The following is a 23728-nucleotide window of genomic DNA, read 5'->3' on the forward strand; positions in this document are numbered from 1 at the left end:
TCACTGTATGCAGCAATGGTACAGTCTGAGTGATGAGGCGATGGAAGATGCGCTTTACGAGATTGCTTCGATGCGTCAGTTTGCACAACTGTCACTGGATAAAGCCATTCCTGACCGCACTACCATTATGAATTTCAGGCACTTGCTGGAAAAACACAAACTCACTCGTAAGTTATTCCAAACGGTCAATCAATGGCTGTCGGATTGCGGTGTGATGATGACGCAAGGAACATTGGTAGATGCAACGATTATTCAAGCACCCAGCTCCACTAAAAATAAAAAGAATGAACGTGACCCGGACATGCATCAGACTAAAAAAGGCAATGAATGGCACTTCGGTATGAAAGCTCACATTGGCGTGGATGCAAAGAGTGGCCTCACTCATACGCTGGTGACAACCGCCGCCAATGAACATGACTTGAACCAGTTGAAAAATCTGTTGCATGGCGACGAGGGATTCATCTCTGGTGATGCTGGTTATCAAGGCGCGGAAAAACGCGAAGAGCTGAAAGATACTAATGTGGAATGGCTGATAGCAGAGCGTCCCGGCAAAGTTCGGGCGCTGAAGAAGCATCCCCGCAAGAATAAAACCGCTATCAACATCGAGTATTTAAAAGCCAGTATTCGGGCGAAGGTAGAACACCCGTTCCGGATCATCAAATGTCAGTTCGGCTTTATCAAAGCACGCTATAAAGGGCTGACGAAAAATGACTCACAGTTAGCCATGCTATTCACCTTGGCGAACCTGTTTAAAGTAGACCAGATGTTACGACGACAGCCAAGATCTGTCTGAAATCCGGGAACAGCCTGGAATTAGGTCGAAATTCGGCGTAAAACGGCAGTATGTTGGCCAAAATTGAACACTTAGCGTTCAAAAATCAGGCGGGCCGCTCAAAACCTCGCTCGATACCTAAATTGCAGGACTTGTTCGCAGTTTCCTTAGTATCGAAAATGGCAATAAACTGAACCAAATTTGATTTGTTCAGCTGCACGGATGTGATCAGGCGTTTAGTGGTTTCGAAGTTCTTGGTTTCGAGGCCTATCTCTGCTGCAATGGCGAGTGGCTCAATAATATTGCTGCCGCGTTCAATTAAGCTTTCTTCCAGCTCATAGAAGCGGTTTATGGTAAAATAGCTGCCGAGCAAAATACCAACCAAAATAGTGGGCGCTAATGCCAGCACAAGAACCCAGGCTCTTAGGCTGTATTTAGTCATGTTTTCTGCACTATTCATTGATTTGGTTAATTTATACTGTTGTAGCATATAGGTTACATTAGACTGCCAGACTTTGGGCAGTGTTTTCTAGTATTTTTATCGATTTAGAGGCCTCAATGGCGCAATTTTTTAAAGCTAAACCCAATAAATCTAAGCAAACCTTTGCTAAGCAACAGTTTGAGATAGACCATTTAGATCATCTTGGCGCTGGGGTTGCGAACCACCAAGGTAAGGTTGTTTTTATCGCGGGTGCGCTGCCAGGCGAAATGGTTTCCGCACAAATTGTTGAGCAGAAAAAGCGTCATGCTAAGGCTAAGCTATTAAAGGTGTCGCAGCCTAGTGAACATCGTATTGCGAGCTCATGCCAGTACTATGGCAAATGCGGTGGCTGTGATCTGCAACATTTGGCCATAGATAAGCAGCGAGAATACAAGCAAGCTTCGCTTGTGACTTTGGTTGAAAAAATGGGCAAGACACAAGCGCGTCAAATAGTGCCAGCTTTAGCCGGCGAGCCTTGGCAATACCGACGCCGTGCAAGGTTAGCGACAAATTATGACCGCGATACTAAACAAATTAGTCTGGGTTTTCGTGCGTTAGCGAGTGCCAACGTTGTTAACATTGCACAATGCCCGGTGCTCGAAGCTGAGTTGTCGGCACTGATCGCTCCGCTTAATCAGAGCCTAAATCAACTAGCAGGGAAACGTACTTTAGGCCATGTAGAACTTATTCGCGTTGAGTCTGGCACTTTTGTTGTTATACGCATAACGCAAACCTTGTCGGCGGGAGACATTGAACGTTTAAAGGTTTTTGAAACTGAGCATCAGGTATCTCTACAGCTGCTCAGCGACCATGGGCAAATGACTGGGCTAACCCAGCAAGAGTTGCAACCTTGCTACACCTTGGATGATGGCAGCCAACTGAGTTTTTCTGCCGGTAATTTTATCCAGGTTAATGGGGTCATGAACCGCAAAATGATTAATCAAGCCATAGAATGGCTAGATGTAAAGGCGGGTGATCGGGTCTTGGATCTCTTTTGTGGGGTGGGTAACTTTACCATTCCGATTGCCAAAACGGGGGCGGAAGTTGTCGGTGTAGAAGGCGTGGTCGAGATGGTAGAGCAGGCTAAATTGAACGCGCGACAAAGCGGCGTCGCAGACACGCCTTTTTATCATGCCGATTTGAGCGCTGATGTTTCAGAACAACCTTGGTTGGGACATATCGATAAGTTACTGCTCGACCCTGCTCGGGCTGGCGCATTTGAAAGCCTGCAGTGGCTTAAAAAGATGAAACCTAAATCGGTCGTCTATATCTCTTGTAACCCGGTTACGTTGGCACGAGATTGCGAACCGTTAATTAAGCAGGGGTACCAGTTAAGTAAACTGGGATTGATTGATATGTTTCCGCAAACCCACCATATCGAGGCCATGGCGTTGTTTGAGTTAGCTAAATAGCACCTAAAAAGGCCCAAATGGATAAAATGTCGGCGTTTGTTAATTGACAATAGTGGTGGAAACCGCAAGATAGTGGCTTGGTTGTTATTGACCTCAGCGCATTGATTCGATTGGTTACTTTTTCGCGCGAACCTAAAGCAAAAGGACACTCAATAGATGGTATCTGTTAGAGAAGCACATTTTAACGACAAAGATTTTCAATTAACCGAGTGGGTTAATCGATATATCGATGATGAAAACGAAGCCAGCACGTTACTTGAACTGATCAAGCAGGTTGAGGCGCTCGTCGTGAAAAGTGGCGCTAAGGATACACTTCTAAATATACGTGCTCGAGAGATGATAGAGATCCTCGCACCGCTCAATATGGACATTGAAACGCTGCAAGCGGCAGTGCTTTTTGTGGTGCTTGATGCCGAACTGATAACGCTGGAACAGATTGAGGAGCAGTTTGGTCCCAAATTGGTCGCCTTGGTCAACAGTGTGGTGACGATGAATGCTATTGGTGCGCTTAAAGTAAATGAGCAAAGCCGTAATGCGGAGCCACAAATTGATAATATTCGCCGGATGTTGCTGGCGATGGTTGAAGATGTTCGTGCCGTGGTGATTAAGCTGGCAGAGCGTATCTGTTTACTCAGAGAGGTGAAAAATGCCGACGAGGAAACGAGGGTGTTGCTCGCCAGAGAGATCGCCGACATCTATGCGCCATTGGCAAACCGTCTAGGGATTGGACAGTTAAAATGGGAGCTAGAAGACATCTCCTTTCGCTACCTTCATCCAGATACCTATAAAGAGATTGCCAAGCAACTTGATGGGAAACGGGTAGACCGAGAGATCTTTATCGACAATTTTGTCAGTCAGTTGCAGAAACGCCTTGATGATGACCACATTCGTGCCAAGGTCTATGGCCGTCCTAAACATATCTACAGCATCTGGAAAAAGATGCGCGGTAAAGATCTTAAGTTTGATGAGCTGTTTGACGTTCGCGCAGTGCGTATTGTCACCGACCGCCTGCAAGATTGTTATGGTGCATTGGGGGTTGTCCACACGCTTTGGCACCATATCCCGAAAGAGTTTGACGACTATGTGGCCAACCCTAAACCTAACGGCTATCAATCTATTCATACCATAGTGGTTGGCCCCGAGGGCAAAACCGTTGAGATTCAAATTCGTACTGAGCAGATGCATGAAGATGCAGAGTTTGGGGTAGCCGCTCACTGGAAATATAAAGAGGGCGCCACCGGCAAGCAAAGTGGTTACGAGGAAAAGATCAATTGGTTGCGTAAAATCTTGCAGTGGCAAGAGGATGTTGCAGAGAGCGGTAACTTGGTCGATGAAGTTCGCAGCCAAGTGTTTGAAGACCGCGTCTATGTATTTACCCCAAATGGCGAAGTCATCGACTTACCCATGGGCTCAACGGTACTCGATTTCGCCTATTATATTCACTCCCATGTTGGCCATAAGTGTATTGGTGCCAAAGTCGATGGACGTATTGTGCCTTTTACTTATCAGGTGGAGACTGGCGAACGGATTGAGATCATTACCTCGAAACATCCTAACCCAAAACGCGATTGGTTAAATCCCAATTTGGGTTACATTCGCACTTCGCGTGCTCGCTCTAAAATTCAGCACTGGTTTAAACAACAAGATCGGGACAAAAATATTGTTGCGGGACGGGAAATGCTCGAAGCCGAACTGTCACGCAGTGGCTTAACGATTAAAGATGCCCATAGCGCGATAGAACGCTTTAACATGGTGGGGATGGACGACCTGTTGGCTGGCATTGGTGGTGGCGATGTTCGCCTAAACCAAGTGGTCAATCATGTGCAAAGTCGCATGCGGATTAATGAGGTGACCGAAGAGGAAGCACTTGAAGATCTGTTAAAGAAAAACCATGCGCGTTCGACCAATAAAGGCAAAGGTCAGGTTGAGGTCAACGGCGTGGGCAATTTGATGAGTCATATTGCTAAATGTTGTCAGCCGGTTCCGGGTGATGAGATTTTTGGTTTTATTACCAAGGGGCGTGGTATTTCTGTGCATCGTGCCGATTGCGAACAAGTTAAAGAGCTGATGCGCGTCCAACCTGAACGCAGTGTGGATGTCGTCTGGGGCGAGAACTATTCCGGTGGCTATAAACTACGGATTAGGGTGCTGGCCAATGACAGAAGCGGCTTGTTGCGTGATTTGACCTCAGTGTTGGCTGCCGAGAAATCAAATGTCTTGGCAATGAGTTCGTCGTCAGATGTGAAAACTCAAACCGCGGCCGTCGAATTAGAGCTAGAGCTGTACAACATCGACGGTTTATCACGCGTGATCTCGAAATTATCTCAGGTCGATGGCGTGCTAGAAGCAAGACGTTTATAAGCAAGCGTTATTATACGTGCAACGAGTCATTATCCCAAAAGGCGGCGCAAGCCGCTTTTTTAATGAATAAGGTTAACCCATGAGTAATGATATCAACCATCTGCTAAATATTATGGCAAAGCTGCGCGACCCAAAAAGTGGCTGCCCTTGGGATCTAGCGCAAAATTACCAATCAATCGTGCCGTTTACTCTCGAAGAGGCTTATGAGGTCGCCGATACTATAGAACGGAATGCACTAGATGAATTGCCTGGTGAGTTAGGTGACCTGTTATTTCAAGTGATCTTCTACTGTCAGCTGGGTAAAGAGCAGGGCTTATTTGATTTTGCTGTAGTGGTCGATAAAATTTGTCAAAAATTGACTGAACGTCATCCCCATGTGTTTGGACCTATGGCGGCTGCTTCTAGTCAAGAGGTAAAGCAGACGTGGGAGCGTATTAAATCAGTTGAGCGAGCAGGGCGCTCCTTACATTCTGTATTGGACGATATTCCGTTTAATTTACCGGCGCTGAGCCGCGCGGCCAAAGTTCAACGCCGCGCTGCAACAGTTGGGTTTGATTGGGATGATTTTGAACCTGTGGTCGGCAAGATCCATGAGGAGATAGATGAGGTACTTGATGAAGTTAATGCGGCCAAACAGGATCAACAGAAGATAACTGATGAGATGGGCGATCTACTTTTTGCCGTGGTCAATTTGGCGCGTCACCTGAAGGTGGAACCCGAGCAGGCACTGCGCCGCGCGACCACTAAGTTCGAACGTCGTTTTCGTGGTGTTGAAGCCTTAGCCAATGCGGCTCAAAAACCAATGACGGAACACTCTTTGTCTCAATTAGACGCTTATTGGGATCAGGTCAAGCGAGAAGAAAGTGCAAAAGAGTAAAATATATCGCTGAGTTTGTTTGTCGAATCCGATAGGCTTTGGTATAATATTGCCCCGTCCTAGTGCTTTCATACAAGCACATATTTCCAACTCATTTTCTCAGGTTCAGCATGACTACAAGGTATATCTTCGTTACTGGTGGCGTGGTTTCATCACTAGGTAAAGGCATTGCAGCAGCATCATTGGCGGCAATTTTAGAGGCTAGAGGCCTTAACGTAACCATTATGAAGCTGGATCCCTATATTAACTTGGATCCAGGTACCATGAGCCCAACACAGCACGGTGAAGTTTTCGTGACTGAAGATGGTGCTGAGACTGACCTCGACTTGGGTCATTACGAGCGCTTCATCCGTACTAAGATGAACCGTCGTAATAACTTTACAACGGGTCGTATCTATTCTGAAGTGTTGCGTAAAGAGCGCCGCGGCGACTATTTGGGTGCAACCATTCAGGTTATTCCGCACATTACTAATGCGATCAAAGAGAAAGTTCTTGAAGGCGGCGAAGGACATGATGTTGCTATCGTAGAGATTGGCGGCACAGTCGGTGACATCGAGTCTCTACCATTCCTTGAGTCTATTCGTCAGTTGGGTGTCGAGCTAGGACGTGAGCGTACCCTATTTATGCATTTGACCTTAGTGCCTTTCTTAGGTGCTGCAGGTGAAGTAAAGACAAAGCCCACACAACATTCTGTAAAAGAGTTGCGTTCTATCGGTATTGCGCCTGACGTGTTGGTTTGTCGTGGAGACCGTGCTATTCCATCAAATGAAAAAGCGAAAATTTCGCTTTTCTGTAATGTTGAAGAGCGCGCGGTTATCTCACTGAAAGATGTGGATAGCATCTATAAGATCCCAGCATTGCTTAAAGCTCAAGGTCTTGATGACCTAGTGACTAAGCGTTTTGGTATCGATTGCAAAGAAGCCGACCTGTCAGAGTGGGAAAACGTTATCTATCAAGAAGCGAACCCTACTGGCGAAGTCACTATTGGTATGGTTGGTAAGTATATTGAACTGCCAGATGCCTATAAGTCAGTAAACGAAGCCTTAAAGCACGCTGGTTTAATTAACCGTGTGTCGGTAAACATTAAGTATATCGATTCACAAACGGTTGAAGCTAAGGGTGAAGAAGTACTGCAAGGACTCGACGGTATCCTTGTTCCTGGTGGTTTTGGTGAGCGTGGCGTAGAAGGTAAGATCTTTGCGGCTAAGTTTGCTCGTGAAAACAATCTGCCTTATTTCGGTATCTGTTTAGGCATGCAAGTGGCACTGATTGAGTTCGCTCGCCATGTTGCTGGATTAGAAAATGCGCATTCAACCGAGTTTAATCGAGAGACACCTCACCCAGTTGTGGGCTTGATCACAGAATGGATTGACGAAGAAGGTAATATCGAACAACGTCATGAAGCATCTGATTTAGGTGGCACCATGCGCTTAGGTGCGCAGCTTTGTCATCTTATCGAAGGAACCAAAGCGGCGGCAGCTTACAAGGGCTTAACCTGTGTAGAGCGTCACCGTCATCGTTACGAAGTGAACAACACGTACAGAGAACGTTTAGAAAAAGCTGGCTTAGTATTTAGTGGTCTATCTTCTGACCGTCAGCTTGTAGAGATGATTGAGCTCCCTAACCATCCTTGGTTTGTGGCAGGTCAATTCCATCCTGAATTTACATCAACACCTCGCGATGGCCAGCCATTGTTTGAAGGTTTCGTTGCTGCAGCCGCCGCGTACCAAAAACGCGATTTGGGCTAATATTTAAACAAGAGCCGCTTCCGAGTGTCGGAGGCGGCTTTTTTGTTTCAGATGATGTAAATTTAGCGATAACAATTTTAGTTTTGCATTAACTTTTAAACTTAAATCTTAAACTTAAAGTCGAGGAAATTATGGCTAAAATTATCAATGTCATTGGTCGTGAGATCATGGATTCACGCGGTAACCCAACGGTTGAAGCGGAAGTTCATTTAGATGGCGGATTTGTTGGTATGGCTGCTGCACCTTCTGGTGCATCTACAGGTAGTCGTGAAGCACTAGAACTGCGTGATGGCGATAAAAGCCGTTACTTAGGTAAAGGTGTATTGAAAGCAGTTGAAGCTGTCAATGGTCCTATTGCAGACGCGTTGATGGGCAAAGATGCAACTGCGCAAGCAGAACTAGATCAAATCATGATTGATTTAGACGGCACAGAAAGCAAAGCTAAGTTTGGCGCAAACGCTATCCTGGCAGTTTCTCTTGCGGCAGCTAAAGCGGCTGCAGCGTTCAAAGGTGTCCCTTTATACGCTCATATTGCTGATCTAAACGGTACTTCAGGTGTTTACTCTATGCCGTTACCGATGATGAACATCATTAATGGTGGCGAACATGCAGATAACTCTGTTGATATCCAAGAATTTATGATTCAACCTGTTGGTGCTGCTAACTTCCGCGAAGGCCTACGTATGGGCGCAGAAGTATTCCACAGCTTAGCTAAAGTACTTAAGGCTGATGGTCACTCTACAGCTGTTGGTGATGAAGGTGGCTTCGCGCCAAACCTACCATCAAACGCATCTGCTTTGGCAGCAATTAAAGTTGCTGTGGCAAACGCAGGTTACGAGCTAGGTAAAGACATCACACTAGCGATGGATTGTGCAGCCTCTGAGTTTTATGACAAAGAAGCCAACATCTATGACCTTAAAGGTGAAGGTAAGAAGTTCACTTCAGAAGAGTTTAACTTCTTCCTACAAGACCTAACCAAAGAATACCCAATAGTTTCTATTGAAGACGGTCTTGATGAGTCTGATTGGGATGGTTTCGCACATCAAACTAAACTAATGGGTGATAAAATTCAATTAGTTGGTGACGATCTATTCGTAACAAACACTAAGATTTTGAAGCGTGGTATCGACAACGGTATTGCTAACTCAATTTTAATCAAGTTCAACCAAATCGGTTCATTGACTGAAACTTTAGCAGCTATCAAGATGGCTAAAGATGCAGGTTTCACTGTTGTTATCTCTCACCGCTCAGGTGAAACTGAAGATTCAACTATTGCCGATCTAGCTGTGGGTACAGCTGCTGGTCAAATCAAAACCGGTTCTTTAAGCCGTAGTGACCGTGTTGCTAAATACAACCAGCTACTTCGTATCGAAGAGCAGTTAGGTGAAAAAGCCCCTTACAATGGTCGTTCAGAGATTAAAGGCCAAGCATAATTGGTTAATTAGTCGATAAATTGTGAAAAGGCCACCACTTGGTGGCCTTTTTTGTTGTAATATCGGTTCATTCTTTCCAACAGTGATATAGCCCATTAAAGGATGAAGCGTCTTCTACTTGCCATGATTGTTCTGCTTGGTCTACTTCAGTACCGACTCTGGCTGGGACAAAATAGCTTGCCTGAATCATTTCAGTTGCAAGAGCAAATTCATTTGCAGCGCCAAAGCAATGCCAAGCTGATTGAACGCAATCAAGTACTAAAGGAGGAGATTATCGATCTTCGACGTGGTACAGAAGCGCTAGAAGAGCGTGCGCGTAACGAACTGGGTATGGTCAAGCAAGGCGAAACCTTTTTCCGCGTAGTAGGTGAACCGCAGCGAAATGCTGATATCAATAGAGAGTAATGTTTAACTCTATATGCATTGCACTGAATCACAGTATGAGATGAGCGTTGATTAATGACAAACGTGATTGAACAAATAGCGGCAATTGTGCCTGCTGCAGGAATTGGCAGCCGCATGGGTGCTGAAATTCCGAAGCAGTACCTCATGCTCAATGGCCAACCCATATTGGGTCACACCTTAGATATACTGCTCACTCACCCTCGCATCGAGCGGGTGATCGTGGCACTTAGCCCAGACGATACTTACTTTGAAGCGCTTGCTCAGTCAAAACATCCCAAACTTGAGCGCGTGATCGGCGGCAATGAGCGTGCTGACTCCGTACTTGCAGGACTTAGCTTAGTGACTGGCGGCTGGGCATTGGTTCATGATGCCGCAAGACCTTGCCTAACATCTGGCGATATAGACAAGCTTATTATGGCCGCTGAGCAAGCACCTTTAGTCAATGATGTCCCACAAGGTGCTATTTTAGCCATGCCAGTGCGAGATACCATGAAGCGTGGTAATGCCGACGGCCAAATAATGGCAACGGTATGCCGTGAAGCACTTTGGCATGCGTTAACGCCGCAGCTATTTCCAACCCTGCAATTACGTGACAATTTGACGAACGCGTTAGCCGCTGGTGCAACCATCACCGATGAGGCATCAGCAATGGAATGGGCAGGTATGACACCATCATTAGTTGCTGGTCGCGGCGATAACATTAAGGTGACTCATCCTGATGACCTTCGTCTGGCGGCACTCTTTTTAAATAACAAATAAATTATAACGATTAGGCTCAATCTCGAGCCAATCAAACAGGTACTAAAATGAATATTCGTATAGGGCATGGTTTTGATGTACATAAATTTGGTGGTGAATTGCCCCTTATTTTAGGTGGCGTTGAAGTACCCTATGAGACGGGTTTAATCGCACATTCTGATGGTGACGTGGTATTGCATGCGATTAGCGATGCCATATTAGGTTCAGTCGCCTTAGGAGATATAGGTAAACACTTTCCCGATACGGATGCCAATTATAAAGGCGCTGACAGTCGAGTATTACTGCGTCATTGCTATCAGTTGGCAGCAGACCTGGGCTATCGCCTCGGCAACCTCGATGTAACCATTATTGCGCAAGCGCCTAAGATGTTACCCCATATAGAAGCAATCAGAGCCTGTTTAGCTGAAGATTTACTTAGTGATGTCGATGCCATAAATGTCAAAGCAACGACCACTGAAAAACTTGGTTTTACCGGTCGTAAAGAGGGCATTGCGGTAGAAGCCGTTGTTCTGATGACCAAAGACGTTAAGTAAGAGAATTTTATGACCCCTTTATTTTATCTTCACGGCGAGCCTAAAGCGACAGCCGATCTGCGCACGCATAATAGTGACTTTATCGTTCAAGAAATTCTGCCTTTTTTGCCCACAGGCGAAGGCGAACATCATATGCTGCATATTCGTAAAGAAGGTCTAAACACCGCAGATGTGGCGCAGCAATTATCGACTTTTGCTGGTGTACACCCTAAAGAGGTTACCTTTGCTGGAAAGAAAGATAAGCATGCACTGACAGAACAATGGTTCGGTATTCGTATCCCAGGTAAAGAGACACCGGATTGGGAGGCATTAAATAGCGAGCAGTTGACTGTGCTCAGTAGCAGCCGACATAGCAAAAAATTACGTACAGGTGCATTGGCTGGTAACCGCTTCACGTTAACCTTGCGTGCGGTATCTGATATCGAGGATGTGATTGATCGCATCGCGTTGATAAAGCAAGTCGGTGTGCCCAACTATTTTGGTGAGCAGCGCTTTGGCCATGATGGGAAAAACCTTATTTTTGGTCGCCAAATGCTTGCGGGTAAAAATGTTAAAGATAGAAATAAGCGTAGCATGTATCTATCTGCGGTACGTTCACACCTTTTTAATGAAATGGTGTCGACACGACTTGAGACTCACGGATTGACTAAGCTGAATGGCGATTGCGTAATGTTAGCGGGCAGCAAAAGCTATTTTGTCGCTAACCCATGGGATGATGAACTCAATCAGCGACTGCACAGCAAAGATATTCAGCTTTCTGCCCCGCTTTGGGGCAGAGGAAGCGCTTTGGCACAAGATGAAGCACTCGTTTTTGAAAGCCAAGTGGCCAGCAGATTTGCTGAAGACTGTGACGGGTTAGAGCAGGCTGGGCTGAATCAAGAACGTCGAACTTTACTGCTTGAACCTCAACACTTTAGCTATGAAGTGGAGGGGGATACTTTGATATTAAAATTTGCTCTACCAGCGGGATGTTTTGCAACCTCGCTACTCAGAGAGCTTGTTAACTACCAAGATGTGAACGAGCGTGAGTTTAAGGCGCGTCGAGCAGAGCGAAATCAAGCATGATAAATATACTTGTTAGTAATGATGATGGCGTTACAGCACCAGGTATTGCTGCACTGTCTCAAGCTCTATCGACAGATTATCAAGTCATGACCGTTGGGCCAGATCGAAATTGTTCTGGGGCCAGCAACTCATTAACCTTGACTAACCCTTTGCGAATTAATAAGTTAGATAACGGTTATATTTCGGTCAGCGGCACACCAACCGATTGTGTGCATCTAGCAATACGTGAGCTTTATAGCGAAGAGCCTCATATTGTTGTCTCAGGTATCAATGCTGGCGCCAATATGGGCGATGATACGCTTTATTCTGGGACTGTTGCTGCGGCAATGGAGGGGCGATTTTTAGGCTTGCCAGCCATTGCTATTTCACTTGTTGGCCGAGATCTCAAGCATTACGACACCGCAGCCTACTATGCAACTAAGTTGGTGGCCCGGTTGATTGATACGCCAATAGCACAAGATCAAATTCTCAATGTGAATGTGCCAGATTTACCGCGAGGACAAATTAAAGGTATCAAAGTGACGCGCTTGGGCGCAAGGCATAGAGCCGAAGGTATGATTCGTACGCAAGATCCAGCTGGTAAAGAGATATTTTGGTTAGGACCGCCAGGTGAAGAGCAAGATGCAAGTGAAGGCACCGATTTTCATGCCGTGGCAAATGGGTACGTATCCGTTACTCCTTTAACCGTCGATTTAACGGCATATAATCAGATTTCTACAATGAAACAATGGATAGAGCAACTATGAGCGGAGTAGCCAGCACATCGGCACTGAATTTAGCCAGAGGCCTGCAAGGCGTTGGTATTAACGATACGAATGTGTTGTCTGCTGTGGCTAATACCCCCAGAGAGTTGTTTCTTGATGCTGCATTAGGCCATAAAGCCTATGAGAATACCGCGCTACCCATTGGGCAGGGGCAAACTATCTCCCAGCCTTATATTGTGGCCAGAATGACCGAGTTGCTACTTGAGTCACAACCTAAACGGGTTCTCGAGATTGGGACTGGCTCAGGTTATCAAGCTGCCATCTTGGCACAGCTTGTCGATGAGCTTTGCACAGTAGAGCGGATCAAAAGCTTGCAAATTCAAGCTAGACAGCGTTTAAAGCGCTTAGATTTGCACAATGTTTCCTTTAAGTATGGCGATGGTTGGCAAGGTTGGGCCAACAAGGGGCCTTTCGACGCGATTATGGTTACCGCTGCAGCCAGCAGGGTTCCACAGGCATTGTTGGAGCAACTTAGTCCAAATGGCGTGTTGATCATTCCGGTTGGGGAGCATACACAGCAGCTACTTCGGGTGACACACAATGACTCAGGTTTTCAGTCAGAAACCATTGAGATGGTCAATTTTGTGCCGCTAGTCAATGGTGATCTCGCATAGCGAGTTAATCCATGGGTATTCTAATTAACGATACAGGTGAGGGAATCGCGTGTTAACAAGCTCAAGGATGAACTCATCTCATCTCCTTATTGCCATCATTATATTGCTTTTAGCTGGCTGCAGTTTTAGGGCTGATACACCGGCACCCGTCGTCAATGTTAATTCACCTGTAAAAAAATCCTATAGTAAGGGTGGTCTTACCTCTGATCGCTATAAAGTAAGGAAAGGCGATACGCTTTACTCGATCGCGTGGGCGGCAAACAAAGATTTTATTGATATTGCTAGGAATAACAGGCTGAAAGAACCGTTTACTATCTACCCTGGGCAGGTGTTAATCCTTAAACTGAAAAAGCCTGTTACAAAAGTGAGTATGCAGAAATCTAATGCAGATAGTCAATCTAAAGTTGTATCAGCAAGTGATAAAGGCATTAAAAAACAAGATTTTAATGTCAAACCTAAGCCTGTTGACCAAAAAGTGACACCGTCAAAAAAAATCACTTGATCAAGGTCACACAAGTGCGTACGCTGTAACAAGTGGTAAACAAGTTGTTAACGATGTTATCCACAAACCGAAAGCGGCGTTACCCCAAAAGGTTTATAGCTGGTATTGGCCAGTCAAAGGCAAGCTTATCGGTACTTTCTCTGCCACAGAGCAGGGTAATAAAGGAATTAAGATCGCTGGATCTCGCGGAGATCGCATTCAAGCAGCAGCAGATGGAAGAGTGGTTTATGCGGGAAATGCGTTGAGAGGTTATGGCAATTTGGTGATTATTAAGCACAGTGATGACTTTCTAAGTGCTTATGCTCATGCAGATAAGATTTTAGTTAAGGAAAAGCAATTTGTTACGGCAGGACAAACTGTAGCAAGTATGGGACAAACAGGTACAAATAAAGTGATGTTGCATTTTGAAATCCGATATCACGGTAAATCTGTAGACCCACTTAGATATTTGCCTAAAAAATAATTATTTTAGGAGCCATTTTGGCAATTGGAGGATAGAACGGTGCAGTAATTTATTAAGTACAATTTGGGAGAAATTATTATGGGTCGTAAACAATCTACCGCGATAGCGCAGCCCTTAGTCGACTTGTCTAAAAACGAGTCAGATGTGACGACAATTGAAGCCAAGGAGGTTGCTAAAGAAACAGAATTAGAACAACAAGTTCAAGATGATTTGCAGAAAAACTTAGATGCCACACAGCTGTATCTAAGCGAAATAGGATTTTCCCCCCTTTTAAGTGCGGAGGAAGAGGTTTATTTTTCACGAAAAGCCCTCAAGGGTTGTGGTAAATCTCGAAACCGTATGATCGAAAGTAATCTTAGATTGGTCGTTAAAATTGCTCGCCGATACAATAATCGTGGTTTAGCACTGCTTGATTTGATTGAAGAAGGTAACCTTGGTTTGATCCGTGCCGTTGAAAAGTTTGATCCCGAAAGAGGCTTTCGTTTTTCGACTTATGCAACATGGTGGATTAGACAAACTATTGAACGTGCGATCATGAACCAGACTCGCACCATTCGTCTGCCTATTCATGTGGTGAAAGAGCTCAATGTTTACCTGCGTACAGCAAGAGAACTTGCCCATAAGCTAGATCATGAGCCGACAGCGGAAGAGATTGCTGAAAAGTTAGATTTACCTAGCAGCGATGTCAGTCGTATGCTCAAACTCAATGAACGTATAACGTCTGTCGATACACCGTTGGGTGGTGATAATGATAAAGCGTTACTCGATGTATTAGCTGATGACGATAGCGTTGGACCAGACTATAAAGTGCAAGATGAAGATATGTCTAAGTCTGTGGTCCGCTGGTTAGATGAGTTGAATAGCAAGCAACGCGAAGTATTGGCCCGTCGTTTTGGTTTACTTGGCTATGAGCCATCTACATTAGAGAATGTAGGTAAAGAGATTGGATTGACCCGTGAGCGTGTGCGTCAAATTCAGGTAGAAGCGTTGAAACGACTTAAGGATCTATTAGGTGCACAAGGTTTATCTGTAGAAGCTATTTTTCGTCAATAAGGTGATGTGAAAGAGTGACGTTTGGCAAGGTCGAACCGAGATAGAAAAGAAGGGGTGTAGGTTTAGCATTGGAAGAAGTATGTGGCAGATGTTTTACTGACCACGTTTTTATAGCCGACCCCAACCAATTTTTAAAAAGCGCACTGAGGCCAGTGCGCTTTTTTTCGTTTTACTTACTGAGTAACTTTAGCTCATAGAGCAGATCGAGTGCCTGCTTGGGCGAGAGATTGTCAGGATTGATAGCCTCTAACCGATCGAGTGCTGCAGATTGCACAGGCGCTGGAAAGTTTATCACTGGCTGTTGTCCATCTGGCAGGGTGTTGTCTTTGTCGCGACTTTCTAAATGGTGCAACTTATACTTAGCCGCTTGGACAACTTTTGCGGGTACGCCAGCAAGAGCGGCCACTTGTAAGCCATAACTTTTACTGGCAGCTCCCTCTTGTACGGCGTGCATGAAGACGATGTTATCCCCATGTTCGATGGCATCGAGGTGAACATTGGCGACATTTTCGATCAATTCAGGCAACTGAGTTAGCTCAAAGTAGTGCGTCGCAAACAGTGTCATCGCTTTTAGATTATGGGCTAAGTGTTCTGCAGCAGACTATGCCAGAGATAAGCCGTCATAGGTAGATGTACCACGACCTATTTCATCCATTAACACTAAGCTTTCAGGTGTTGCATTGTGCAGAATATTTGCGGTCTCTGTCATCTCAACCATAAATGTCGAGCGTCCAGAAGCCAGATCATCAGCGGCACCAATACGAGTAAATATTCGATCGATGGAGCCAATGTCTGCGCGTTCAGCGGGCACAAAACTTCCTATGTGTGTCATTAAGGTGATGAGTGCTACTTGTCGCATGTAGGTTGACTTACCGCCCATATTTGGACCAGTGACAATCAACATTCGACGGTTGCTATTCAATTGAACAGGGTTAGCAATAAAGGGGGTTTGACTAACTTGCTCAACCACGGGATGACGGCCTGCTTCGATGTTAATTCCCGATTTAGCGGTTAACGTTGGCCTATGGTAGTTAAGCTGCTCGGCCCGCTCGGCAAAATTACTGATCACATCCAACTCTGCCGCTGAACGTGCAAACAGTTGTAGCTCATGTAGCTTTGGCAGTAGTTCGTCGAAGAGAGCTTCCCAAAGCTGTTTCTCTAACGCTAAGGCTTTACCTTGGCTTGAAAGCACTTTCTCTTCATGTTCTTTGAGCTCGGCAATAATGTATCGTTCAGTATTTTTTAGGGTTTGTCGGCGCTGGTAGCTCATTGGCACCAGATCAGACTCGCGGCGACTTACTTCAATGTAATAGCCATGCACGCGGTTGTAACCCACCTTTAAGGTGGACGCACCAGTGGCTTGCTTCTCGCGTAATTCAAGTTCAGCTAAGTAGTCGGTGGCTCCTTGACTTAACGCTCGCCATTCATCGAGCTCAGCATGATAACCTTCTCTTAGCACGCCACCGTCGCGAATAAGCATAGGTGGATTATCAACAATAGCACGGCTTAGGAGCTCCAGTTCTTCTGGGAACTGGCCGATAGTTTGAGCCAGTATCGCGAGATGGTTGCTGCTGCATTGTGCTAATAGTTGCTGTAAGTTTGGCAGTATAGCGAGTGCTTGCCTTAGGCGAGCAAAATCTCTTGGTCTAGCACTTCTTAGCGCTAGACGAGCAGTGATCCGCTCTACGTCTCCGAGCCCTTTCAACTGCTCTGATATAGATTCGTAAAGGCCTGATTGCAGGAGCTCTTCGATGGCATCATGTCGGGCACGGATAGTATTGTGATTGCGAAGTGGCTCATGAATCCAGCGTTGCAACATTCGGCTACCCATGGCCGTTGCAGTGTTGTCCAATACTGCTGCTAAGGTGTTGTCGACACCGCCTTGTAGATTGACCGTCAGCTCAAGGTTTTTACGGGTTGCAGCATCCAAAATGATACTGTCACACTGATTAAATCGAACAATAGCGTTGATATGAGGCAATGAAGTTCGTTGAGTATCTTTAACATATTGCATCAGACAACCAGCGGCCTGAATCGACAGCCTTACCTCGCCTAAACCAAAACCATAAAGATCTTTAGTACCAAACTGGTCCAGCAGTAGCTTGTGGCTAGTGTCATAATCAAACTCCCACTCTGGACGTCGACGCTTACCTTTAAATGGCGCTATGATCGCCATTTCACTAAAATCTTCGCTATGGAGTAATTCGGCAGGGTTGGTACGCTGCAACTCCGCTTCTAGTGCCTCAGTGGTGGGCAATTCTGTTACCACAAAACGACCCGATGACACATCGAGCGTGGCGTAACCAAAACCTATCTTGCCATGGTAGACCGCTGCAAGCAGATTATCTTGACGCTCTTGAAGGAGAGCTTCATCGGTTAAAGTACCAGGAGTAACAATTCGAACAATCTTACGCTCAACCGGACCTTTTGAGGTGGCTGGATCTCCTATCTGCTCGCAAATAGCCACTGAAACCCGAAGCTGCACTAGCTTGGCTAAATAGCCTTCTACTGCATGATAGGGGATCCCTGCCATGGGGATAGGGTCGCCTCCACTTTTACCGCGAGCGGTAAGAGAAATACCCAATAGCTCTGAAGCCAGTTTGGCATCATCGTAAAAAAGTTCATAAAAATCTCCCATGCGATAAAACAGTAGCATTTCTGGGACTTCTGCTTTTAGCGTCAAATATTGACGCATCATTGGGGTGTGCTTCTCAAGATTGAGCGTATCGATAGCGTTCATGAATCTGCCACAGTTTCCTTGAATAGTGCGATCTATTGTCATTGCAATAATTGGCAAGCTTGATCTATTTACGTTGTCATTTAGCGAAAAGATAACAGGCTAAAAGGAACGCAAAAATCCACCATTGACGATAAAATTAATGGCGCCAATCTTAGCAATTTTTTGCTGTCCTAGTACGCATTTATCGATAACTTTTGCAGTATTTTACAGCGTTTAAGTGACAGCAATTAGTAAGTATCTGTTTTTGTGATATTAAAAAATAATCATCAACAGTACTTGATACTGTATGATTGTACAGTATACTAGTTTGCATATTGAGACGCAGCGAGCTTAATTTTTGCCAGTTAAGTTTGATGTTAACGGATTTACCACAGCGATACGTCTGTGATGGAGAGGAAAGCAGAATGAAGATAGATGCGAATAAAGAGAAAGCCCTTAGTGCAGTCTTAGGTCAGATTGAGAAGCAATTTGGTAAAGGCTCAATCATGAAGCTCGGTGAAAACCGTTCTATGGATGTTGAGACTATCTCTACCGGCTCTCTATCATTAGACATCGCATTAGGTGCTGGCGGATTACCGTTAGGCCGTATCGTAGAGATTTATGGCCCTGAATCGTCGGGTAAGACGACGTTAACATTGGAAGTAATTGCTGCGGCACAGCGCGAAGGTAAAGTGTGTGCATTTATCGATGCTGAACATGCCTTGGACCCTATCTACGCCCAAAAGCTAGGTGTTGATATCGACAATCTACTTTGCTCTCAGCCTGATACTGGTGAACAAGCGCTTGAAATATGTGACGCCCTGACACGTTCTGGTGCTGTAGATGTGATTATTGTTGACTCAGTAGCAGCGTTAACACCAAAGGCTGAAATCGAAGGTGAGATTGGTGATTCTCATATGGGCCTAGCAGCGCGTATGATGAGCCAAGCTATGCGTAAGCTTGCCGGTAACCTTAAGCAGTCAAATACCTTACTTATTTTTATCAACCAAATTCGTATGAAAATTGGTGTGATGTTTGGTAATCCTGAAACCACTACTGGCGGTAATGCGTTGAAGTTTTATGCGTCAGTTCGTCTAGATATTCGTCGTACTGGTGCAATTAAAGACAGAGATGAAGTTATTGGTAACGAAACGCGTGTTAAGGTGGTAAAGAACAAAATTGCTGCACCATTTAAACAAGCGGAGTTCCAAATTCTATACGGTGAAGGCATTAACCGCACCGGCGAATTAGTCGACCTAGGTGTTGCTCATAAACTCGTTGAAAAAGCGGGTGCTTGGTATAGTTATAAAGGCGATAAAATTGGCCAAGGCCGTGCAAATGCAGGCAAATACCTAACCGAAAATCCAGAGATAGCGGCAGAAATTGATACGGCGTTACGTGGCATGTTATTGGGTGGTCAAAAAGTCGCTGCAGAGTCAGCCCAAGGTGACGAGAACATCGATTTAGAAACTGGTGAAGTGTTTTAAGTCATTTAGCTTATGACAGCATCTGCTATGTTCATCGCGGTAGGGTTACTTGCCCGCCGCGACTATTCCCGACAGCAAATCAAATCTAAATTGATTCAAAAAGCATTTGCGATTGACGAAATCGAAAAAGCGTTAGATCGTTGTACAGATAATGGCTTTTTGGATGATAGCCGTTTTGCAGCATTGTTACTGCGTTCACATATCAGCAAAGGTCATGGTCAAAACCGTATTAGGCAGTCGATGGCACAGAAAGGGTTATCTAAATCCGATATCGAAACCACGCTAAACCGAAGTGATTGTGATTGGTTTGAACTCGCCAAGAGCAAAGCGCTGAAAAAATACGCTAATAGTGGCCCAATTACAGATCAAAAAGAGCGCGCCAAACGAGTTCGTTATTTGCTTGGGCAAGGGTTTGCCTATGATCAGATAGCTTATGCGCTAGAAGTCGATAGCAATGAATAGAGTTGTATCGGCTAGTTAACTCCCCATTCTTAATGTCACTTGCTTATTGTCGCCGACTTTTTTATTGATTCTTTCACTATCCTCGCTAAACCTCTGGTTGTTCACTTATAGACTGCTTATAATGCTTGGCTAACTAGAATATCAATGGAAACGCGTTTTTCATTGTGAGCCAAATCTAATTCAGGATGATTTCATGTATCAAACCACTGCAGCGCTGAGAAGTGCTTTCTTGGAGTTTTTCCGCAGAAACAGTCACCAGGTTGTGGACAGCAGTTCACTGGTACCTGGCAATGATCCAACCTTGCTGTTTACCAACGCCGGAATGAACCAGTTTAAAGACGTTTTTCTTGGCGAAGATAAGCGTGATTATACCCGCGCAACGACCTCTCAACGCTGTGTACGTGCGGGTGGTAAACATAATGATTTAGACAATGTTGGGTATACTGCACGCCATCATACTTTTTTCGAAATGCTGGGTAACTTCAGCTTTGGTGACTATTTTAAGCAAGAAGCGATACGCTTTGCTTGGACCTTCTTAACTGAAGAGTTAAAGCTACCTAAAAACCGCTTATGTGTGACCATTTACGAAACCGATGATGAAGCCTATGACATTTGGACTAAAGGGATAGGTGTTCCAGCAGAAAACCTTATTCGCATCGGTGACAATAAAGGCGCGGCATATGCGTCGGATAACTTCTGGCAGATGGGCGACACGGGACCGTGTGGTCCTTGTACAGAGATTTTCTATGATCATGGCGATCATATATGGGGCGGACGCCCAGGCACACCAGAAGAAGATGGTGACAGATTTATCGAGATCTGGAACATCGTATTTATGCAGTATAACCGTCAAGCTGACGGTACCATGGAGCCTCTGCCTAAGCCATCGGTTGATACAGGAATGGGAATCGAGCGTATTGCAGCAATTATGCAAGGCGTACACTCAAATTACGAAATCGATATTTTCCAAGCTCTAATTAAAAAAGCTGCTGAGATTGTTGGTGTCACAGATCTTGAAAACAAATCGTTGCGTGTAATTGCCGATCATATCCGTTCATGTGCCTTCTTGATTGCCGATGGAGTAATGCCATCAAATGAAGGTCGAGGTTATGTATTGCGCCGTATTATTCGTCGTGCAGTGCGCCACGGCAATAAGCTTGGTGCGACAGAGTCATTCTTTTACAAGCTAGTGCCAACCCTGATCGACGTGATGGGTGATGCCGCAAACGGTTTGAAAACGACTCAGGCAATTGTTGAGAAGTCACTCAAAGCAGAAGAAGAGCAGTTTGCTCGTACTCTAGAGCGTGGGCTTGGGATTCTTGACGGGGCACTTAATGCCCTTAATGGCGAGGTATTAGACGGTGAAACCGCCTTTAAGCTTTACGACACTTATGGCTTCCCGGTTGATCTTACCGCTGATGTTTGTCGTGAACGCAATATCACGGTCGATGAGGCTGGTTTTGAAGCCGCGATGGCCGAGCAACGTAGCCGTGCTCAAGCGGCTGGTCAATTCGATACTGACTACAACGACAGTTTAAAGATCGATGCACAAACCGATTTTTGTGGCTATAGCGACCTAAATGGTGAAGCGAAAGTTGTTGCTATTTATTGCAATGGTGAAGCCGTTAATGAACTTAGTGCTGGTGATGATGCCGTTGTGGTACTTGATAGCACACCATTTTATGGGGAATCTGGCGGTCAATGTGGCGACAAAGGGCTACTGGCTGGTACCGAGATTGAGTTTATCGTCAATGATACCCAAAAATATGGCCAAGCAGTTGGTCACATCGGCAACCTAAAAGCCGGGGCTATCAAAGTGGGTCAGTCACTAACGGCTGCAGTAGATAAAAAGTTAAGGCACCGTACTGAGTTGAACCACTCAGTCACTCATCTGTTACATGCGGCGCTGCGTCAAGTATTAGGAACCCATGTGAGCCAGAAAGGCTCTTTGGTTGATCCGGAAAGATTACGTTTCGATTTTTCACATTTTGAAGCGGTTAAACCATCAGAACTTAAAGCCGTTGAAGAGTTAGTTAATACGCAAATTCGCCGCAATCATGAGCTTAAAGCCCAAGTGATGGATATTGAGCAGGCGAAAGAGCAGGGCGCGATGGCACTGTTTGGTGAGAAGTATGACTCTCAGGTGCGAGTTGTGACCATGGGGGATTTCTCTATCGAGCTATGTGGTGGTACTCACGTAGGTCGTACTGGCGATATCGGGTTGTTCAAAATCACCTCTGAAGGCGGTATTGCAGCTGGTATTCGTCGTATTGAAGCTGTCACTGGTGCTGCAGCGATGAGCTATGTTAGTGAGCAGCAAGCGCTATTAGAGCAAGCGGCTTCTTTACTTAAGGGAGACAGCGCATCGGTTGTTACTAAGCTAAAGGCTCAACTTGATAAGGCTAAACAGCTAGAAAAAGAGCTGTCGCAGCTTAAAGACAAATTGGCCGCCGCGACCAGTGCAGATCTGGCTGGTGACGCCCAAGAGATAGCGGGTGTTAAAGTGCTTGTTAAAAAGCTTGAGGGCGTTGATGCTGGTGCATTACGTGGCCTTCAAGATGAATTAAAGCAAAAGTTAGGCTCAGGTATCGTTGTTTTGGGTATCGCTGGTGATGCTAAGGTTAACCTTATCGCTGGTGTGACTAAAGATCTAACTGGCAGCGTTAAGGCTGGTGAGCTTGTCGCTATGATTGCCACACAAGTCGGTGGTAAGGGCGGTGGACGGCCTGATATGGCTCAGGCGGGCGGCAGTGAGCCTGAGAAGCTTGATAGCGCGTTAAACTCAGTAATCCCTTGGGTGACTGAACGTCTTAGTTAAACTCGCCAATTAAAAAAAGCGCTCAATGAGCGCTTTTTTTTATGGGGAATTAATAGGGCGCAACAAGAGAATGACTGTCAAAGATGAGCGACTATCTTACGGTATGCAGCTTATCTACACCTTATGTAAGCATAGGATGCGAGTTCAAATGTAGGAATAGCGTATCTATACAATCATTCAATAGGGCGTACTGAGTGTTTGCTATGATTTTGTAAAAGGTTGAGGATGACGTGGCATTTAGAATCGTTAAGCTATTTAAGCCGTAAGTTTAATGCTGCTTTAATTAACGTTTGTAATAATAGTGTCGAAAATCACACCACTTTGTTCAGTCGCCTGAAACATAATCAGGGATATGCGGCACAATAAAGCGAATTAAGGTGCAAATTAATGGTGGTTTTTTTACTGAGCACTATTAATTTGTACTAAGCTGACCGTATAATATGATCATAACGGAATAATGCCGTAAAAGCAGAATTTGGAACTAAAGGAGCAAAACATGCTGATATTAACTCGTCGTGTTGGTGAAACACTGATGATTGGTGATGAAGTTACTGTCACCGTTTTAGGCGTCAAGGGTAATCAAGTTCGTATAGGTGTGAATGCACCAAAAGAAGTTTCGGTTCACCGTGAAGAGATTTATCAGCGTATTCAGTCTGAAAAGTCAGGTAACTCTTCAGAAGGCGGCAATTTTTAAGTCGTCGTTACGTAAATCGTAAGAAACAAGAGTCAGCATTGTTGCTGGCTTTTTTGTTTCTAGTTGGTAAGTTTTTAACCATAATGGTGCGATAGCACACAGTTATTCTGATTAATTGTACCGATCTGCCTAAAAACAGTTCAAACAGTATTTGTTTAATAGAAATGGTTTGACTTATTTTCGGCAAACAGTAATATGTGCGCCAAGAAAACGGAGAGGTGGCCGAGTGGCCGAAGGCGCTCCCCTGCTAAGGGAGTATGGGCTTTAAATCCCATCGAGGGTTCGAATCCCTCCTTCTCCGCCATT

At 45.2% G+C, this 23728-nt stretch carries 18 protein-coding genes, 1 tRNA gene and 2 pseudogenes; 19 read left to right on the plus strand and 2 right to left on the minus strand.

The features are described 5' to 3' along the window. The coding region (locus tag L876_RS0119155; RefSeq protein WP_028764384.1) for an IS5 family transposase at window positions 1–793 on the plus strand (793 nt) is incomplete at its 5' end. An 85-nt stretch (window positions 794–878) separates the two neighbouring features. Here the strand turns inward: L876_RS0119155 and L876_RS0119160 are convergent. Beyond that, window positions 879–1262 carry a hypothetical protein gene (locus L876_RS0119160; protein WP_028765275.1) on the minus strand — a complete coding sequence of 128 codons (384 nt, stop codon included), beginning with the start codon at window positions 1260–1262 and terminating at the stop codon, window positions 879–881. Between the two features lie 68 nt (window positions 1263–1330). Here L876_RS0119160 and rlmD point away from each other — a divergent pair, with 68 nt between their 5' ends. The 13 genes and pseudogenes from rlmD to rpoS all read left to right on the plus strand — a co-directional run bounded on the left by rlmD (window position 1331) and on the right by rpoS (window position 15242). Then, a complete protein-coding gene (gene rlmD, locus L876_RS0119165; protein WP_028765276.1) occupies window positions 1331–2665 on the plus strand; it encodes a 23S rRNA (uracil(1939)-C(5))-methyltransferase RlmD in 1335 nt (444 codons plus the stop codon). Between the two features lie 156 nt (window positions 2666–2821). Then, a complete protein-coding gene (gene relA, locus L876_RS0119170) occupies window positions 2822–5026 on the plus strand; it encodes a GTP diphosphokinase (RefSeq protein ID WP_028765277.1) in 2205 nt (734 codons plus the stop codon). 79 nt (window positions 5027–5105) lie between these two features. Continuing rightward, a complete protein-coding gene (mazG, locus tag L876_RS0119175) occupies window positions 5106–5903 on the plus strand; it encodes a nucleoside triphosphate pyrophosphohydrolase (protein WP_028765278.1) in 798 nt (265 codons plus the stop codon). Between the two features lie 110 nt (window positions 5904–6013). Continuing rightward, window positions 6014–7651 carry a CTP synthase gene (gene pyrG, locus L876_RS0119180; protein ID WP_028765279.1) on the plus strand — a complete coding sequence of 546 codons (1638 nt, stop codon included), beginning with the start codon at window positions 6014–6016 and terminating at the stop codon, window positions 7649–7651. A 131-nt stretch (window positions 7652–7782) separates the two neighbouring features. Next, window positions 7783–9084 (plus strand): phosphopyruvate hydratase, encoded by a 1302-nt coding sequence (gene eno / locus L876_RS0119185; RefSeq protein WP_028765280.1) that lies wholly within the window; start codon window positions 7783–7785, stop codon window positions 9082–9084. A 102-nt stretch (window positions 9085–9186) separates the two neighbouring features. Further along, on the plus strand, window positions 9187–9489 hold the full coding sequence (gene ftsB / locus L876_RS0119190) for a cell division protein FtsB (protein ID WP_028765281.1): 303 nt from the start codon (window positions 9187–9189) through the stop codon (window positions 9487–9489). 54 nt (window positions 9490–9543) lie between these two features. Next, the gene (ispD, locus tag L876_RS0119195) at window positions 9544–10248 is read left to right on the plus strand and encodes a 2-C-methyl-D-erythritol 4-phosphate cytidylyltransferase (RefSeq protein ID WP_028765282.1); all 705 of its coding nucleotides are present in this window, start codon (window positions 9544–9546) and stop codon (window positions 10246–10248) included. A gap of 47 nt (window positions 10249–10295) precedes the next feature. Continuing rightward, the gene (ispF, locus tag L876_RS0119200; protein WP_028765283.1) at window positions 10296–10781 is read left to right on the plus strand and encodes a 2-C-methyl-D-erythritol 2,4-cyclodiphosphate synthase; all 486 of its coding nucleotides are present in this window, start codon (window positions 10296–10298) and stop codon (window positions 10779–10781) included. A gap of 9 nt (window positions 10782–10790) precedes the next feature. Beyond that, window positions 10791–11846, plus strand: coding sequence for a tRNA pseudouridine(13) synthase TruD (truD, locus tag L876_RS0119205; RefSeq protein WP_028765284.1), 1056 nt, complete (start codon window positions 10791–10793; stop codon window positions 11844–11846). Beyond that, a complete protein-coding gene (surE, locus tag L876_RS0119210; protein WP_028765285.1) occupies window positions 11843–12592 on the plus strand; it encodes a 5'/3'-nucleotidase SurE in 750 nt (249 codons plus the stop codon). The genes truD and surE overlap by 4 nt, the downstream gene beginning before the upstream one ends. Next, window positions 12589–13224 carry a protein-L-isoaspartate(D-aspartate) O-methyltransferase gene (locus tag L876_RS0119215; protein WP_028765286.1) on the plus strand — a complete coding sequence of 212 codons (636 nt, stop codon included), beginning with the start codon at window positions 12589–12591 and terminating at the stop codon, window positions 13222–13224. Before surE ends, L876_RS0119215 begins: the two co-directional genes overlap by 4 nt. Window positions 13225–13291: 67 nt before the next feature. Next, window positions 13292–14189: pseudogene (locus L876_RS23315) on the plus strand (peptidoglycan DD-metalloendopeptidase family protein). 78 nt (window positions 14190–14267) lie between these two features. Further along, window positions 14268–15242, plus strand: coding sequence for an RNA polymerase sigma factor RpoS (rpoS, locus tag L876_RS0119230; protein ID WP_028765288.1), 975 nt, complete (start codon window positions 14268–14270; stop codon window positions 15240–15242). Between the two features lie 169 nt (window positions 15243–15411). On the opposite strand, the pseudogene mutS reads toward rpoS, so the two are convergent. Continuing rightward, a pseudogene (gene mutS / locus L876_RS22130) lies at window positions 15412–17982 on the minus strand (DNA mismatch repair protein MutS). Window positions 17983–18386: 404 nt separating this feature from the next. On the opposite strand from mutS, the gene recA reads away from it, so the two are divergent. The 5 genes from recA to L876_RS0119260 all read left to right on the plus strand — a co-directional run bounded on the left by recA (window position 18387) and on the right by L876_RS0119260 (window position 23726). Further along, window positions 18387–19448: a recombinase RecA gene (gene recA / locus L876_RS0119240; protein WP_028765289.1), complete on the plus strand. Its 1062-nt coding sequence runs from the start codon at window positions 18387–18389 to the stop codon at window positions 19446–19448. A 12-nt stretch (window positions 19449–19460) separates the two neighbouring features. Continuing rightward, on the plus strand, window positions 19461–19910 hold the full coding sequence (locus L876_RS0119245) for a regulatory protein RecX (protein ID WP_373316123.1): 450 nt from the start codon (window positions 19461–19463) through the stop codon (window positions 19908–19910). 193 nt (window positions 19911–20103) lie between these two features. Further along, window positions 20104–22728: an alanine--tRNA ligase gene (gene alaS, locus L876_RS0119250; RefSeq protein ID WP_028765291.1), complete on the plus strand. Its 2625-nt coding sequence runs from the start codon at window positions 20104–20106 to the stop codon at window positions 22726–22728. 496 nt (window positions 22729–23224) lie between these two features. After that, entirely contained in the window at window positions 23225–23422 is a 198-nt protein-coding gene (gene csrA, locus L876_RS0119255; RefSeq protein WP_028765292.1) for a carbon storage regulator CsrA, read from the plus strand. 212 nt (window positions 23423–23634) lie between these two features. Continuing rightward, window positions 23635–23726, plus strand: a tRNA-Ser gene (locus L876_RS0119260). The last annotated feature ends 2 nt before the right edge of the window (window positions 23727–23728 follow it).

Origin of the sequence: Shewanella colwelliana ATCC 39565, from assembly GCF_000518705.1 — a bacterium.
Taxonomy (GTDB): Bacteria; Pseudomonadota; Gammaproteobacteria; order Enterobacterales; family Shewanellaceae; genus Shewanella; species Shewanella colwelliana.